Genomic DNA, 14,519 nt, shown 5'->3' on the forward strand with positions numbered 1-14,519 from the left:
ATGAGCATGGGCCTCATGGTCGCCGCGATGAAAATTCGCGTCGGCAATCCATTGCGCAAGCTGGTGCTGATCAAACTGGCAGACAACGCCAGCGACATGGGCGAATGCTGGCCGTCCTATCAGCACATCGCCGACCAGTGCGAAATCAGCAAGCGTTCCGTCATGAACCACATCAATGCCCTGGAGCAGGCTGGCCTGCTGCGCAAGGAAATCCGCAAGGGCGGCCCCAAGGGTAACTCCTCCAACGTTTACTTCCTGACACTGGATGGTGGTGCACCTCCTGCACCAGGAGTAGCGCAGAAGATTCACCAGGGTAGTGCAGCAGGTTCACCCCCTAGTGAATCTCCTGCACCAGGGGGTAGTGCAGCAGCTGCACCCAGAACCAGTCACTCTTCTGAATCAGTCAATGAACCGGTCATTGAACCAGTTGCAACCCCGGCTCACGCCGAGGTCGCGCCGGCTCAATCTCGCAACCTGGTGCTGGTGGTTGATCGCATTGAGGCGCCCCGGGTCGAGATCCCTGCAGATATGCCTGGCCCCAAGGACCAGACCTGCAAAACCTTCAAGGTCTGGGCGAACTACGCCATGGCCTACCGCAAGCGCTACAGCACCTGGCCGGTTTGGAACGCGAAGGTCGGTGGGCAACTGGGCCAACTGGTGGACCGCCTCGGCGCCGATGTGGCTCACCACGTCGCTGCGCACTTCCTGAAAACCAGCGATGCCGCCGTGCTGCGCAAGTGCCACAGCCTCAACGAACTCCTGGCAAACGCAGAGAGCTACCACACCCAGTGGGTGACCGGGCAGCGCGTCAACGGAACAACTGCCCGCCAGATGGAGCGCACCGAGGCGAACGTCTCCGCGGCGGAGCAGGCCGCCAAATTGGTTCTGGCAAAACGCCAAGCAGGTGACCGCAATGAATACCTTTGAAATGAACGACCAGCAGGTCGCCGGGCTGGCTTCGGCCATCTGCGCGACTGCCGAAGCCATGGGGCAGGAAATGAACCCGGGCACGGCGGCGATGATGGCTGAGGACCTTTGCGTTTACCCGGTGCCTGTCGTCAAGGCTGCGCTGAAGGCCTGCCGCTTCGAGGTGAAGGGCAAGCTGTCCATGGCTGACATCCTCCAGCGCGTTCAGTCATCCGATGGCCGCCCAGGAAAGGACGAGGCCTGGGCCATCGCTATGACCACGAACGACGAGTTCGAAACCGTGGTGCTGACCGACGAAATCCAGCTCGCCCTGGCCGCCGCGAAGCCCGTACTCGATGCCGGGGACAAGATCGGAGCACGGATGGCGTTCATCAGCGCCTACGAGCGCTTCGTGGGCCAGGCCCGGGAAGACGCCAAGCCGGTCAACTGGCACGTTTCCGTGGGGTTCGACGCCAACCGGCGCATCCAAGCTGTCACCAAGGCCATGGAGCTGAAGCGAATCCCTCACGAGCATGGGCAGAAGTACCTGGCTGACCTCAGTGTGACACCGGTCACCGAGGATGGCCGCGCCATCGTTGGGCTGCTTACCGGCACGGTAACTCGCCCAGCTCCAGGACTCCGGGAAAAGCTCGAAGGTGTGAAGAGCTCGATGATGGAAATGCGTCAGGCCAGCGAGAAGAAAAAAACGGAGATGCGGATTGAAGCGGCCACCGAGTTGGCTGATCGCCGGGCGCTGCTGATTCGGCAGGCCCAGAAATTGGAAGTGGAGAGGGCGCCGCAATGACCATGGATAAACAAAAGCTTCAAAAACTGCTGTGGGCCGAGGCCGCCTCATTCCGCGCTGACTGCGCCGACTGGCAGCGCAACACCGAGGCCCTGCATGAGTTCCTGGGCGAGAAGACGCTCGAGGAAGTGGCGCTGGAGCTGCTGGAAGAGAACGAAGCCTTGCGCAAAGAGCGCGACAAGCTGGCCGAGGACAAGCAAGGGCTGCTTGAAGACTTTGCGGGGTGCCTATGACCGACAAGATCAGCGTCAACTGCCAGGCCAAGCTCTCCGAAGCCATCACCAGCCTGACCGCCATGTACAAGGCCAAGAAGTTCGTGGTGGTCTCGCTGCGCCCAGGGAAGGACCGGACACTCGACCAGAACGCCCTGTGGTTCGCGATGTACAAGCGGATCTCCGAAATGACCCAGATCGGCGACCCGGCGGACGCCCGGCGGTACTGCAAGCTCCACTTCGGCGTGCAGATCCTGCTGAACGAGGACGCGGGATTCCAAGCGGCCTGGTACCGGGTAATGCGCCACCTGCCGTACGAGGAAAAGCTTGCCCTGATGGGTGAGCACAAGCTATTCGGCCCGGATGGCTTCCCGGTGACCAGCCTGTTCAATCGTGCCCAGGGCATCCAGTACACCGACCGGATGGCGACGTACTTCACGACCAAGGGCGTGGTATTCGCCGATCTGCTGAATGAGGTTGCGGCATGAGCCTCCTCGCTAAGCAGCCCCGCCCAAAGAAATGCGCCGTCCAGACCTGCAGGGCCTCTTTCGTCCCTCGGGCCAGCTTCCAAACCTGGTGCTCGCCTGACTGTGGCGTCGCTATCGCTCGGGCCAAGGCGGAGAAGAAGCGCAAGGCGCTGGCCCAGGTCGAGCGCCGGGAGATCAAGGTGCGCAAGGAGAAGCTGAAGTCGCGCGGCGACCACATGCGCGAAGCCCAGCAGGCGTTCAACGCATACATCCGCGCCCGGGACCAGGCCGCCGGCCACCTGTGCATTTCCAGTGGCAAGCCATTGGACTGGAGCGGCAACGCCGTAGATGCCGGCCACTACCGCAGCGTCGGTTCCGCGCCGCACCTGCGCTTCGATGAGCGCAACTGCCACGCACAAAGCAAGCAGGACAACCGATTCCTCTCCGGAAATGCCGTGGATTACCGGATTGGCCTGATCGAGCGCATCGGCTTGGAAGCTGTCCAGGCACTGGAGGCTGACCAGAGCGTGCGCAAGTACACCATCGACGACCTGAAAGCCATCAAGGCCGAATACCGGGCTAAGACCAGAGAACTCAAGAGGGCTGCAGCATGATCTATCCAAGCGTTCTGAACGCAGTTGTTTCGGCCCTCGCCGCCGAAGCTATCGACAATACCAGCAAGCAGGCATGGCAGAAGCTCTACAATTCTGCCGATGAGGAAGAGGGCGGTGATATGGCAACTTTGGTACGCTCTCGCGGCGCCGATACCATCGACCGCACTCAGGTGGACTGCTGGGTCTCTGCCCGCCTCCACAGTGCGCTCGAGCAGAGGCATTGGGATGCCCTGGTCGCGAAGTACAGCACCCACAAGGGGCGAAAGGTGCAGGCCATCGCTGCCTTGCAGGCCCTCATCAGCACCCCGGCACCGAAGCTGTTCCTGTTCAAGGCGACAACCGCCTGGGCGATCCCCCAACTGAAGGGGGCTCGGCAAAAGGTCATCACATCTGTGTCGGTTGAGATCCCGCTGGACGCACCGGCATGGCGGCGCGAGTCGATGGTGAAGGCGGCGGTAGCGGCCGGCCAGGCCAAGGCGAAGAAGGATGAGTCTCGTTCTGCCGACATGATCGTTCTGAAGGACAGCTTCTACGACATGAACACATGGGACAATGACGGGACACCAGAGTCAACTCGACGCCGGTGGCGCCAGGACATCGGCAAGGCTGCCGATGGATTGGTGAACGAGGCGCTGGCACATGCCGAAGAGATCCTGGGTGCGGAGGGATTGCTGATTGATCGAGCTGCGTGATCGCCTATTGACATCGGTGAGCGGATGAGCGAAATTATCCCCATCCTGTCATTCCTGCGTGTGTAGGACTGACGAACAAGAACCCGGCCACCGCGCCGGGTTTTTTATTGACTCAAATTCACCTGTAGCCAGGACAGCCTTCGGGAAGGCCTGGACGCCGATAGCCGGTAGTGCGGCGTGCTTAAACAACACCGGCAGCCCGCGCGCCCTGACACCCATCTGACGCAAGGTGGCGCGAGACCTGAGCGGCGAGATCGATGCATAGGGGCGTCGACGCCGTGAAGGTCTTTGGCTGACAGCAGGAAAGACTGCGCACCTATTCAGGCTGCCTTGACCGAAACCGAAAGTCGTTTCCCGAGCGCGGCCAGTGCATTCTCCAGGGCCTCCATCTTCGATGTGTGAAGGAAGTCCACCAGGCGATCGCCTTGGGTCTGAGCAATACCCAGCAGCCGGCACAGGTCGGCCTTGCGCATATCCCGCGCGATGAGTTCGTTCCAAAGAGCGATCTTCGCCACCGTCACTGCGGGTAGGTGAACGACGTGCTCGCCTTTCTGGGGAGCGGATGCGGCTGGAATCGCCCGGCGCTGATCGACATACAGCGACAGAGTGGTCTCGATAGCGTCCATCGCCTCACGAATCGCGTGCTCGATGTCATCGCCGAAGCTGTTCAGCTCTGGCAGATCCCGGCAGAAGACAGCCACACCGGTGGCGTCCTGTTCAAATCGAATTGCAAAGTCGTACATGGTCACTCCTCGGAGGTGATCGTTCAGTTTCCAGAATGGCGAAGGGGGCCCTTAGAGCCCCAGTTGTTTAATGATCGCCTTGCGGGTCGGTTCCGGCATTTCCTTGGATCCGTGGTCCGCGAAGGTTGTTTTGTTGCCGTTTGGGGCGGTGACTTTGAAGTGGCTTCCTTTGCCTGCTTCGAAGGTCACCCCGTGGGCCTTCAACCATCGTCTGAACTCGCTGAACTTCATCACCTCGCCTCGTTGTTTGGGTGAGTCCAGTATACAACAGTTTTGTGGTAATACAACATATTTGTTGTACTTAAGAGGCCCTTTTCAGGGCTTCCGCTATAGGGTTTCAAGTCTTCAGCCCCGCAACACCCTTTGCACAGAGCTGGGATTGCTGCTGGGGAGTACCTATTCGCCGCTGCTCCACAGCGTTTGGCCGCTCACACCGGCCCTTTTCTTCAATCATGCACAGCCGGAGTCGAGCGCATGGAGTACCTACAGCGCCTGCTCGACAAGATCGACAGGTTCGAATTGTTTATTGCGGGCCTCATTGGTGCCGTTGTCGCGAGCTGGTGGCACAAGGACGACTTGTCAGACTGGCGCGCCTGGATGGTCTTCCTCATCACAGGGGTTGCCTGCTCGCTGTACCTGACGAGCATGGTGAGCGCATACCTGAATGTCACCGAGCCAAAGATCGTTGCCGGTATCGGCTTCCTGCTGGGCACCTTCGGCGGTTCACTGTTGGCCGCCATCAACCGAGCAATCAAAGCCGCTGACCTCTGGGCACTTATCCGCCAGCGGTTCGGGGGAGGCAATCCACCATGAATCTTGAACTGATCAACTCCATCGCCTGCGGCCTGATTGCGTTGTGGGCGACCTGGTGTGTCCTCAGTGGTCGGGTGCGAGACGGCATCCTCGGCAAGCTGATCTATTCGGCGGTCGCCATCAGCGGGTTTGTCGTGATGACCCGCAGCCAGAACATTTTCTTCGGCCCTACCACCGCGGGCCTGACACTGCATATGTCCCTGGCCCTGGCCGGCCTGCGCCATATTTTCATGGTGATCTGGTGGGCGAGGGTGAGAGCCTGGCTCTGCCGACACCTGAACTGTGAGCACTGCATGGACTGCGATAAGAAGCGGTAGTCGAGACACGTTTCGCGGATCAGCACATTGCCTCGGTACCTAATGAAGGTTATGAGAGGCGCCGTCCGCCTATTTGAATACTCGACTCAGCGGATGGCGCCAGATGATGGCAAAGCTTCAGCTACCGTCGATTTCGTATTGGTGAAGAAGATTGCTTAGCAGGACTTTGAACTCGTCCGGCGATAGCTTCGTCTTCAATGCTGCCATTGTTTCCGAGGCGCTGCTAACGGCTATTGCTTCATCTCTTCCAGTTCGGATTGCCCACTCTCTAGCTGCACGCAATATGGACTGTTCATCAAGTTTCCCATCCATCGCGGCGTCCTCATCGAGTGTAACCAGCGGCATTCAAATCAGAATTTGAAAACCACGTTCGCACTTACCAGAAGCTGGCCGTTGATAGTGACCTTACAAGCTCGACCTGTTTCAGTTTTGTTATCACGCGCAAAGACTGGGTCGCACTGGAGGAGGACCTTTTTGCCTTTGTAGTCCCGTTGTACTCCTTCTGTCGTTGCGCTGACAGGCTCTCTCATGAATTTCCGGTTCCACGGACCAAAATAGATCTCGGGCTCACCGCCTCCGAAGAAGCCTGATTCAGGTGTCGCACAGATCGTGCCTTCCATCCGCTCTCCATCGATAATATTGGCATCGGTATAGCAGGAAATTAGTCCTTTCCCGGTGACAATTTCTGCCGGTCCTCTATTCAACCAGGTGGGGGCGGTCACGCATCCAACCAGAGAGGCAGAAGCGAGTGTCATGGCTGCGAGGGAAAGGCAACGGGCCTTGTTCATTAGTTAGCATCCTTACTTTATGAATTAGCCGGACACCAATACCGGCAATTTTCAACTCTTTCAAGCTCAAGGTGACTATGGATAGGCCATACCCTCCGGCGTCACTACTTCAGCTATCCGATCTCAGTTGCTCCGGTATACGCCTGACGCCGGCGCCCGAGGTATGGGAATGGCTCCGAGCCGAGATCCTGGCCGACACCGGCAGTATCCACAACGAAGATCATGCTCACCTGATAGACGCCGACGTGCGGGTCATGTGGGCATCGTCAGCATTCGAGAAGCAGGGACGCACCGTCCTGGGCCAGGCCGAGCAGGTAGCGTTCCGCGCCGGTGGCTGGCAGAAGGCTCGGATGGAACAGCAGATGCGTGATTGGTTCGGCGATGTGCCGGCCTACATCATCACCCTGGCTGCTGACTACTGCTCCCAGTGCAGCGACCTGGAGTTCTGTGCCCTGGTCGAGCACGAGCTTTATCACCTGGCCCATGCCACGGATAAGTGCGGTCAACCAGCCTTCACCCAGGATGGCGCCCCGAAGATCAAGCTCCAGGCGCACGACGTCGAAGAGTTCGTCGGGGTGGTCCGCCGCTACGGTGCGAGCCCAGACGTTCAAGCGTTGGTGGATGCTGCAAACAGTCCTGCTGAGGTGGGGAAATTGAACATTGCGAGGGCCTGCGGAACCTGTCTGCTCAAGTCGGCCTGAACTTCTGACAGGTTTTGACGGATGACAACCATATGGCAGCACTACGAAGCGAGGTCAAAGCCTTCATCGTTCAGGCTCTAGCCTGCTTTGATACGCCATCCCAGGTAGTCGAGTCGGTCAAGAAAGAGTTCGGCATCGAGCTCAGTCGGCAGCAGTGCGAATCCCACGACCCAACAAAGTTCGCTGGCCGAGGGCTTGGGGCGAAGTGGGTCGAGTTGTTCCACGCAGCCCGCAAGAGATTCCGCGAAGAGACCACAGACATTCCGATCGCTAACCGTGCGTATCGACTTCGCACCTTGGGACGCATGGCCGAGAAAGCCGAGAACATGAAGAACATGGCGCTGACTGCCCAGTTGTTGGAGCAGGCAGCCAAAGAAGTGGGCGACGTTTACGTGAATCGTCGCCTCGAACCTGAAAAACCTCTGGGCTCCCAAGCGGACCAGCAGCACGCCGTTGCTGAGTACACCCTGGAGCCTGATGAGAATGTCCCCGTTACCCCGTACCTTTGATCAGCCGGTAAAGCTGACGCCCAAGCAGGCGAACATCTACGTCTGGGGTTATCAGCGCAACGCACGCTTCCGAGATGCGGTTTGCGGCCGCCGGTTTGGCAAGACCTTCCTCGGCAAGGCAGAGATGCGCCGCGCGGCTAGGCTGGCTGCTGAGTGGGGCGTTAGCGTTGAGGATGAGATTTGGTACGCCGCTCCGACGCAGAAACAGGCCCGCCGGGTTTTCTGGCGCCGCTTGAAGCAAGCGATCCCCCGCGAGTGGAGAGAGTGCAAGCCGAACGAGTCGGACATGCTGATTACGCTCAAGAGCGGTCACCTGATCCGCTGCGTCGGCTTGGAGAACTACGACGACCTGCGCGGCTCCGGCCTGTTCTTTGTCCTGGTGGACGAATGGGCGGACTGCAAGTGGGCTGCGTGGGAGGAAGTCCTGCGGCCGATGCTGTCAACGTGTGAGTACGTCGTTCCAGGCGTTGGCAATTGCAAGGGCGGCCATGCGTTGCGTATTGGCACCCCAAAGGGCTTCAACCACTGCTTCGACACCTACCGCGATGGGCAGCCGGGCGGCGAACCTGATCACAAGAGTTGGCTCTACACCTCGCTACAGGGTGGCAACGTTCCGGCTGAAGAGCTTGATGCGGCGCGCCGCAAGATGGACCCGCGAACGTTCCGGCAGGAGTATGAGGCCAGCTTCGAGAACTACGCCGGCGTCGTCTACTACACCTTCAGTCGAAGCGAAAGCCGGACCAGCGAACGCATAAAGCCTGGAGAGGCGCTGCATATCGGCATGGACTTCAACGTCATGAAGATGGCCGCGGTTGTCTACGTGGTGCGCGAAGGGCTGCCGCTTGCTCTGGATGAGTTCCATTCAGTGCGCGATACGCCAGAGATGATCGAGAAGATCCAGGCGCGGTTCCCAGGTCATGGCATAGCGGTATATCCCGACGCCAGCGGCCAGAACACCAGCAGCAAGAATGCCAGCGAATCCGATCTGTCCCTGCTGCGTAAGGCTGGGTTCACTGTGATCGTGGACAGCCAGAACCCGGGCGTCAAAGACCGCGTCAACTCGCTCAACGCCATGCTGATGAATGCATATGGCGAGCGCAGGCTGAAGGTGAATATAGACCAATGCCCGCAACTGACTTTGTGCCTGGAGCGGCAGACCTATGACAAACATGGCGATCCCGACAAGGACCCAAAAAAGGGTCATGACCACATGAACGACGCCGCCGGCTACTTCATTGCCAAGCGCTACCCGATCAACGCCGACATGACAGCCACCCAGCCTCTGAGAATGTAACCATGAGCAATAACCCAAGCGACACGCTCCCGGCCGTTGACGCCATGCGCAAGTACTGGGACGTGATTACTCCGCTCATGGGTGGAACGATGGCGATGCGTGCGGCAGGCAAGAGCCTTCTGCCCCAGTATCCCGCCGAGGCTGACGATTCGTACCAGGAGCGCCTGAAGCTGTCCACGCTGTTGCCGGCCTACTCGGAGACGGTCGGCAACATGACCTCCAGGGTGTTTGCTGAGCCTTTGCAGGTCGGTGACGATGTGCCAGAGCAACTCGTAGAGATGACCGCTGACATCGACCACTCCGGCAACGACCTCAACTCATGGGCTGTTGAGTTCTTCCGCGAAGGGTTGAGCCACGGCCTGTGTCATGCGCTCATTGATCACTCTCGCACTGAGGGAGTGCGCACCCAGGCGGAAGAGATTGCCGCCGGAGTGAGGCCCTATGCCGTTCTGGTGAAGCCTGAGCAGGTGCTGGGCTGGAGGGTAAAGGGCGGACAGCTCACGATGTTCCGCTATATCGAGATCGTCGAGGAGGAGGATGGTGAGTTTGGCGCGAAATGCGTCGAGCAGATCCGTGTTCTTGAGCCTGGAGCATGGCGGACGTACCGCAAGGCGGACAAAGGCGGATGGGGATTGCACGACGAGGGAGCCAACAGCCTGGCATACATCCCTCTGGTGACCTTTTACACCGGACGGACCGGCTTCATGACGGCCAAGCCGCCGCTCTTGGAACTGGCCCACCTCAACGTCAAGCACTGGCAGAGCCAGAGCGACCAGGACAACATCCTTCACGTCATCCGTGTGCCGATCCTGGTGCGCATCGGCGTGCAAGCCACATTCGACAATCAGGGCAAGCCAGTCCCGCCAGAATTCAAGGTGGGCACTGGTTCACTGACCGACTTGCCAAAGGATGGCGACCTCAAGTACGTCGAGCACACCGGGGCGGCGGTCAAGGCGGGAAGGGAAGCACTGCAAGACTTGCTCGACGAGATGCGCATGGCTGGGGCGAAGCTGCTCACGCCAGAAAAGAGCGCAACCAAGACCGCAACCCAGGCGGACGAGGAGGCAGCGCAGGAGCTGTCGCCATTGGCGCGGATGGCAAGCCACTTCGCTGACTGTCTGGCACAGCTTCTCCAGTTCATGGCCGATTACCGTGGCCTGGGTGATGGCGGCACGGTTGAGATGCGCGGCAACTTCGATGTCGACTACATGCCCGAAGTGTCGCTGCCGACACTCGTTGCGATGGCGAATGCCGGGATGCTCTCCAAGGAAACCCTTTTCGCCGAGATGCAGCGCCGCGGTGTTATCAGCGATGAATACGAATGGCCCACGGAACTGGCGAAGATCGAAGCCCAAGGCCCCGCACTCGGTACCCTGTGATGAAGACCGCCAACGAGGAGCTACTCGACAAGCTGATCGGGCATGAGGTCGACCTGCAGCACCTGAGCAACGCCCAGGTCGTGGCGATCATCAAGATCCTCAACAGCAAGGACGCAGAGCTGCGTGCTGCGCTGATCGAGGCAATCGACAACCTCGGCCCCAACCTGTCGGCCGCCTCAGTGGATGCTGCTCTGTCCGCCGTCCTGCGCCTGAATCAGTCGACTTTCGTGGATATCCGCCAGGCGCTGGACCAGGCCACCGACGGCTTGATCAGCTATGAGATCGCGTTCCAGCAGGGCGCGCTCCAGGCGGTGATTCCCGCCGTCGTGCAGGAAGCCTTCCCGATTGCGGACGCTAAGTTCAGTCAGGTCAAGGCCATTGCCCAGGCCAGGCCGTTCCAGGGGCGACTGCTCAGGGAGTGGATGAGTGGCATCGAGGCCTCTCGCGCCGCGTCGGTTCGCGATGCTGTGCGCGCTGGCGTGGTCGAGGGGCGAACAACGGCCGAAATCGTCCGCAGCATCATGGGTACCCGGGCGGAGAAGTACGCCGACGGCATCCTGCAGAAGTCACGTAGGGAGATCGAGGCCGTTGTCCGCTCTGCGGTATCGAGCACGGCTGAGGCTGCCAGCGACAAGGCCTACGAGGCGAACAGCGAAATCATCAGCCACGTTGAGTGGATCAGCACGCTGGATACACGAACCTCCACCACCTGCCGCATCAGGGACCGACTGCCCTATACGCTAGGCACCTACTTGCCAATCGGGCACAAGATTCCCTGGCTGGCTGGCCCTGGGCGGATCCACTGGTGCTGCCGCTCGACCAAGCTGCCGATCCTCAAGAGCGCATCGAAGCTTGGCTTCAGCAATGGCGCCACACGGGCCTCCATGGACGGTCAGGTGCCGCAGTCTACGACCTACGCCCGATGGCTGGGCCAGCAGTCAGCGGCACGCCAGGACGAGATCCTGGGCCCCGAGCGCGGTAAGTTGCTGAGGCAAGAGAAGCTCAAGCTCGACGACTTCTACAACGACAAAGGCAAGTTCCTGACACTTGATGAGCTTCGCGACAGGCTGCCCAGGTAGCTACAATGCGACCCCCTTCGCATCGGAAGCAGCCTTATGAAATGGTTTTTCGGGATTTGCATTGTTCTGGCAACCAACATTATGTCGGCATTACTAGGTCTGACCGCCGGGATAAATCAAAATCCTCAATCGACTGTTAAGTTTGTACCTGAGTGGGGCAGTGTGGGCGACTGGGTGTCAGGGGTTGGCGCTCTTGGGGCCGTCGTCGTGAGCTTGTACATGGTTAAGCGGAGTGAGAGGTTCCAGCTGGCGAGGGATAGTGAACAGCTTATGCTGGCTCAGGAGACAGGTTTCGCCTATTTGACGTTAAGAATCGGCTGCAGCGGTCTGAGAACATGCGCAGTCAGAGATGTCAGGATTTGTCACGGACTAAAACGCAGGTCGCTAAAACGCGACCTTTCCGCCGAGAGCGAGGGCGCTTTTCCTTGCAAGCTCGAACCGGGCGAGTCAATTGAATTGGATTGGAGCGGTTTGGAGATCAAGCCGATCTTGAGCAGTATCAAGAACCTCGAGCCCAAAAGCCTTGAAGGGCTCTACTTTGAGGTTGTAACTGGAATAGACGTACACAGATTCGACGTAGAAAGGCAGGTTATTGATCTGCTGAAAGAGGCTGAGGACGCGTTCGAAGTGCATCTTCTGGCAGATGCCAAGCCTCTATTATGAACATTTCCTACCAAACCACCCCGGCATTCGCTGGGGTTTTTTTTTGCCTGCGGTTCGGACGGACGGGGCGACAGGGCCGGATGGCTCACCAACTGGCCGGATGGCCCAGAGAGACGAGATGAAACTGAAGACTGTTGAAGTGGATGGCAAGCAATACGCTGAGATCCAGGATGGCAAGCCTGTGTATGTCGAGGACGACGGCAAAGAAGTCGCCTTTGATGCGGTGGGCACTCGCAGCACCATCACCCGCCTGAACGCTGAGGCCAAATCTCACCGTGAGCGCGCTGATGGATTCGAGAAGGTCGCCAAGGCCTTCGAGGGTATCGACGATGCCGCTGCCGCCAAGAAAGCCCTGGAAACAGTCGCCAACCTCGACGCCAAGAAGCTGGTGGATGCCGGTGAGATCGAGAAGGTGAAGGGCGAGATCAGCAAGGCCTTCCAGGCTCAACTGGATGAAGCCAACGGCAAGGCGCAGACACTCGAACAGCAACTGTACTCCGAGAAGATCGGCGGCAGCTTCGCTCGCTCGCAGTTCATCGCCGAGAAGATGGCTATTCCGGCAGACATGGTTCAGGCAGCGTTCGGCAGCAACTTCAAGATCGAAGAAGGCAAGGTTGTCGCTTACGACGGCCAGGGCCAGAAGGTATTCAGTCGTGCGCGCCCGGGCGAATTGGCCGACTTCAACGAAGCGCTTGAAACCCTCGTTTCGCAGTACCCCCATCGTGACCACATCCTCAAGAGCTCCGGCGCCAATGGCGGTGGCGCTCCCAATGGTGGTGGCCTGAACAAACCCATGAAGGGCAGCTTCGGCGGCTCCAAGGCTGAACGCCTGGAAGCCATCAAAGGCCTGACCGCAAGCGAATAAGGAGGCCCAATGGCCCTTTCGAACATGAAGGTATTCAACGAATACCTCAAGCGCACCACCATCGAGACCCTGGCGCAGGACGTTGAAAAATTCAACGCCGCTTCGGCAGGTTCCATCCGCCTGACCACTCAGGGCATTGACGGCGACTTCTTGCAAGAGTCGTTCTGGGCTGGCCTGCATGGCGCTCAGCGTCGTGTTGATCGGTATGCTGCCAACGGAAACCAGGCCGCAACCCCTCTGGCCCAAAAGCAGTATGACTCCGTGAAAATCGCGGGCGGCTTCGGCCCCATTCTGTGGGAGCCGGCTCAGTTGTCGTGGGTGCAGAAGAACCCGGAGGAAGCGCTGGAAGTAATCAGCCGCAACCTGTCCGAAGCCATCATGTCGGACCAGTTGAACACAGCCATTGCCGCCCTGGTGGCTGCGATTGGTAACCAGCCGTCCGCCACCAACGATGTTTCGGCTTCCGCTGGCGTGAGTTACATCGCCATCAACAACGCACACGCGCTGTTCGGTGATGCATCGCAACGCCTGGTAGCCCAGGTCATGACCGGCGCCATGTACCACAAGCTGCTGGGTCAGAACCTCGCCAACGCCGAAAAGCTGTTCACCTTCAGCGGTGTTCAGGTGGTCGACATCCTGGGCAAGGCCGTGATCATCACTGATGCCGCAGCTCTGTATGAGGCGGGCACGCCGAACAAGCAGAAGGTGCTGAGCCTGGCCGACGGCGCGGCGGTCGTGATGGATGGATCCGACCTGATCACCAACATCGAGACATCCAACGGCAAGGAGCGTATCGAAACCACCATGCAGGCCGACTACACCTTCGGTCTGGGTCTCAAGGGCTACACCTGGGACACCGCCAACGGCGGCAAGTCGCCAACCAGCGCCGAACTTGCTACCGGCACCAACTGGGACCTGGTTGCGAACAGCATCAAGGCATCGGCTGGCGTTCTCACCATCGGCGACGCCGCTCAGTAATCAAACAGCGCCCTTCGGGGCGCATTCCCAGGAGAAGGGTAATGTCCGAGAAAATCGTTTACGAGAAACACCCGGTAACCGCTGAGCGCAAAGCGGAACTGCGCCAGAAGGGCTACAAGATCATCGACGCCAAGTTCGCGCCGGATGACTACAAGCACCCGGAGCCGATGAAGAAGGGGGCTTCGGGAGGTGACAAGCCTTCCAAGGGCCTGCGGATCGAAGAAATCAAGGCGAAGCTGACCGAAAAAGGCATCCCGTTCGACGATACTGCCGAACGCCCAGCCCTCGCCGAACTGCTCGATAAATCGGTTCAGGAGTAAACCCAGTGACCATCTACATCAGTGTCGCGCAGGTGGATGCCTTGCTGGGTGCCAACTGGACCACCGAAGACAAGAAGCCGCGCGCGGTGCTGATGGCGAACACCTGGCTTACTAATCTCGGTCTGCCAGAGTTCGACCCAGTGCCGGACGATGTTGTTCAGGCGGGCGCCGAGGTTGCCATGGAGGCGGCGGCCGGCAGGATCTACGGCTCGAAGGAAACAGGCGTGACGGAGAAGTCCGTGAGTGCCGACGGCGTGTCGAGCAGCAAGTCGTTCTCCGAATCATCCCGGACCATCAGTGCCGGCGAATCGTTCGCCCTGGCGCTGCTGACCCATTACCTTGGCTCGGGCCAGGTCAAAGTCGTGAGGGGCTGA

At 59.4% G+C, this 14,519-nt stretch carries 21 protein-coding genes; 18 read left to right on the forward strand and 3 right to left on the reverse strand.

Annotated features, from left to right (window positions below; genetic code table 11):
• From BW992_RS16785 to BW992_RS16810, 6 genes are read left to right on the forward strand one after another with little or no spacing between them, the layout of a single operon-like run.
• The gene (locus BW992_RS16785; RefSeq protein WP_076406713.1) at nt 1–927 is read left to right on the forward strand and encodes a helix-turn-helix domain-containing protein; all 927 of its coding nucleotides are present in this window, start codon (nt 1–3) and stop codon (nt 925–927) included.
• Nucleotides 914–1,711 carry a hypothetical protein gene (locus tag BW992_RS16790; protein ID WP_076406716.1) on the forward strand — a complete coding sequence of 266 codons (798 nt, stop codon included), beginning with the start codon at nt 914–916 and terminating at the stop codon, nt 1,709–1,711. Before BW992_RS16785 ends, BW992_RS16790 begins: the two co-directional genes overlap by 14 nt.
• On the forward strand, nt 1,708–1,944 hold the full coding sequence (locus BW992_RS16795; protein WP_076406719.1) for a hypothetical protein: 237 nt from the start codon (nt 1,708–1,710) through the stop codon (nt 1,942–1,944). Before BW992_RS16790 ends, BW992_RS16795 begins: the two co-directional genes overlap by 4 nt.
• Nucleotides 1,941–2,411: a hypothetical protein gene (locus BW992_RS16800; protein WP_076406722.1), complete on the forward strand. Its 471-nt coding sequence runs from the start codon at nt 1,941–1,943 to the stop codon at nt 2,409–2,411. The genes BW992_RS16795 and BW992_RS16800 overlap by 4 nt, the downstream gene beginning before the upstream one ends.
• The gene (locus tag BW992_RS16805; RefSeq protein WP_076406724.1) at nt 2,408–3,004 is read left to right on the forward strand and encodes a recombination protein NinG; all 597 of its coding nucleotides are present in this window, start codon (nt 2,408–2,410) and stop codon (nt 3,002–3,004) included. The genes BW992_RS16800 and BW992_RS16805 overlap by 4 nt, the downstream gene beginning before the upstream one ends.
• On the forward strand, nt 3,001–3,696 hold the full coding sequence (locus tag BW992_RS16810; protein ID WP_076406727.1) for a hypothetical protein: 696 nt from the start codon (nt 3,001–3,003) through the stop codon (nt 3,694–3,696). The genes BW992_RS16805 and BW992_RS16810 overlap by 4 nt, the downstream gene beginning before the upstream one ends.
• Nucleotides 3,697–4,016: 320 nt before the next feature.
• On the opposite strand, the gene BW992_RS16815 is transcribed toward BW992_RS16810, so the two are convergent.
• Both BW992_RS16815 and BW992_RS16820 read right to left on the reverse strand, forming a co-directional pair.
• A complete protein-coding gene (locus BW992_RS16815; RefSeq protein WP_076406729.1) occupies nt 4,017–4,439 on the reverse strand; it encodes a type II toxin-antitoxin system HicB family antitoxin in 423 nt (140 codons plus the stop codon).
• A 51-nt stretch (nt 4,440–4,490) separates the two neighbouring features.
• The gene (locus BW992_RS16820; protein WP_076406731.1) at nt 4,491–4,670 is read right to left on the reverse strand and encodes a type II toxin-antitoxin system HicA family toxin; all 180 of its coding nucleotides are present in this window, start codon (nt 4,668–4,670) and stop codon (nt 4,491–4,493) included.
• 243 nt (nt 4,671–4,913) lie between these two features.
• On the opposite strand from BW992_RS16820, the gene BW992_RS16825 reads away from it, so the two are divergent.
• Both BW992_RS16825 and BW992_RS16830 read left to right on the forward strand, forming a co-directional pair.
• The gene (locus BW992_RS16825) at nt 4,914–5,252 is read left to right on the forward strand and encodes an MFS transporter (protein ID WP_076406733.1); all 339 of its coding nucleotides are present in this window, start codon (nt 4,914–4,916) and stop codon (nt 5,250–5,252) included.
• Complete coding sequence (locus BW992_RS16830) at nt 5,249–5,569, forward strand: hypothetical protein (protein ID WP_076406735.1); 321 nt, start codon at nt 5,249–5,251, stop codon at nt 5,567–5,569. The genes BW992_RS16825 and BW992_RS16830 overlap by 4 nt, the downstream gene beginning before the upstream one ends.
• A 350-nt stretch (nt 5,570–5,919) precedes the next feature.
• On the opposite strand, the gene BW992_RS16840 is transcribed toward BW992_RS16830, so the two are convergent.
• Nucleotides 5,920–6,357 (reverse strand): hypothetical protein, encoded by a 438-nt coding sequence (locus BW992_RS16840; protein WP_076406740.1) that lies wholly within the window; start codon nt 6,355–6,357, stop codon nt 5,920–5,922.
• Nucleotides 6,358–6,434: 77 nt separating this feature from the next.
• Between BW992_RS16840 and BW992_RS16845 the strand changes: the two genes are divergently transcribed.
• The 10 genes from BW992_RS16845 to BW992_RS16890 all read left to right on the forward strand — a co-directional run bounded on the left by BW992_RS16845 (nt 6,435) and on the right by BW992_RS16890 (nt 14,519).
• Nucleotides 6,435–7,058, forward strand: coding sequence for a putative metallopeptidase (locus tag BW992_RS16845; RefSeq protein ID WP_076406743.1), 624 nt, complete (start codon nt 6,435–6,437; stop codon nt 7,056–7,058).
• A 32-nt stretch (nt 7,059–7,090) separates the two neighbouring features.
• The gene (locus BW992_RS16850) at nt 7,091–7,567 is read left to right on the forward strand and encodes a DUF2280 domain-containing protein (protein ID WP_076406746.1); all 477 of its coding nucleotides are present in this window, start codon (nt 7,091–7,093) and stop codon (nt 7,565–7,567) included.
• A complete protein-coding gene (locus BW992_RS16855; RefSeq protein ID WP_076406749.1) occupies nt 7,542–8,861 on the forward strand; it encodes a phage terminase large subunit family protein in 1,320 nt (439 codons plus the stop codon). Before BW992_RS16850 ends, BW992_RS16855 begins: the two co-directional genes overlap by 26 nt.
• A gap of 2 nt (nt 8,862–8,863) precedes the next feature.
• Nucleotides 8,864–10,240, forward strand: coding sequence for a DUF4055 domain-containing protein (locus BW992_RS16860; protein ID WP_076406752.1), 1,377 nt, complete (start codon nt 8,864–8,866; stop codon nt 10,238–10,240).
• On the forward strand, nt 10,240–11,319 hold the full coding sequence (locus BW992_RS16865) for a hypothetical protein (RefSeq protein WP_076406754.1): 1,080 nt from the start codon (nt 10,240–10,242) through the stop codon (nt 11,317–11,319). Before BW992_RS16860 ends, BW992_RS16865 begins: the two co-directional genes overlap by 1 nt.
• A 36-nt stretch (nt 11,320–11,355) precedes the next feature.
• Nucleotides 11,356–11,982 carry a hypothetical protein gene (locus BW992_RS16870; protein WP_076406757.1) on the forward strand — a complete coding sequence of 209 codons (627 nt, stop codon included), beginning with the start codon at nt 11,356–11,358 and terminating at the stop codon, nt 11,980–11,982.
• Between the two features lie 118 nt (nt 11,983–12,100).
• Nucleotides 12,101–12,847 (forward strand): DUF6651 domain-containing protein, encoded by a 747-nt coding sequence (locus BW992_RS16875; RefSeq protein WP_076406759.1) that lies wholly within the window; start codon nt 12,101–12,103, stop codon nt 12,845–12,847.
• Nucleotides 12,848–12,856: 9 nt separating this feature from the next.
• Nucleotides 12,857–13,825 (forward strand): major capsid protein, encoded by a 969-nt coding sequence (locus BW992_RS16880; protein ID WP_076406762.1) that lies wholly within the window; start codon nt 12,857–12,859, stop codon nt 13,823–13,825.
• A 41-nt stretch (nt 13,826–13,866) separates the two neighbouring features.
• Nucleotides 13,867–14,145 (forward strand): hypothetical protein, encoded by a 279-nt coding sequence (locus BW992_RS16885; RefSeq protein WP_076406764.1) that lies wholly within the window; start codon nt 13,867–13,869, stop codon nt 14,143–14,145.
• A gap of 5 nt (nt 14,146–14,150) precedes the next feature.
• Nucleotides 14,151–14,519: a hypothetical protein gene (locus BW992_RS16890; protein WP_076406767.1), complete on the forward strand. Its 369-nt coding sequence runs from the start codon at nt 14,151–14,153 to the stop codon at nt 14,517–14,519.

This window comes from Pseudomonas sp. 7SR1 (genome assembly GCF_900156465.1).
Taxonomy (GTDB): Bacteria; Pseudomonadota; Gammaproteobacteria; order Pseudomonadales; family Pseudomonadaceae; genus Aquipseudomonas.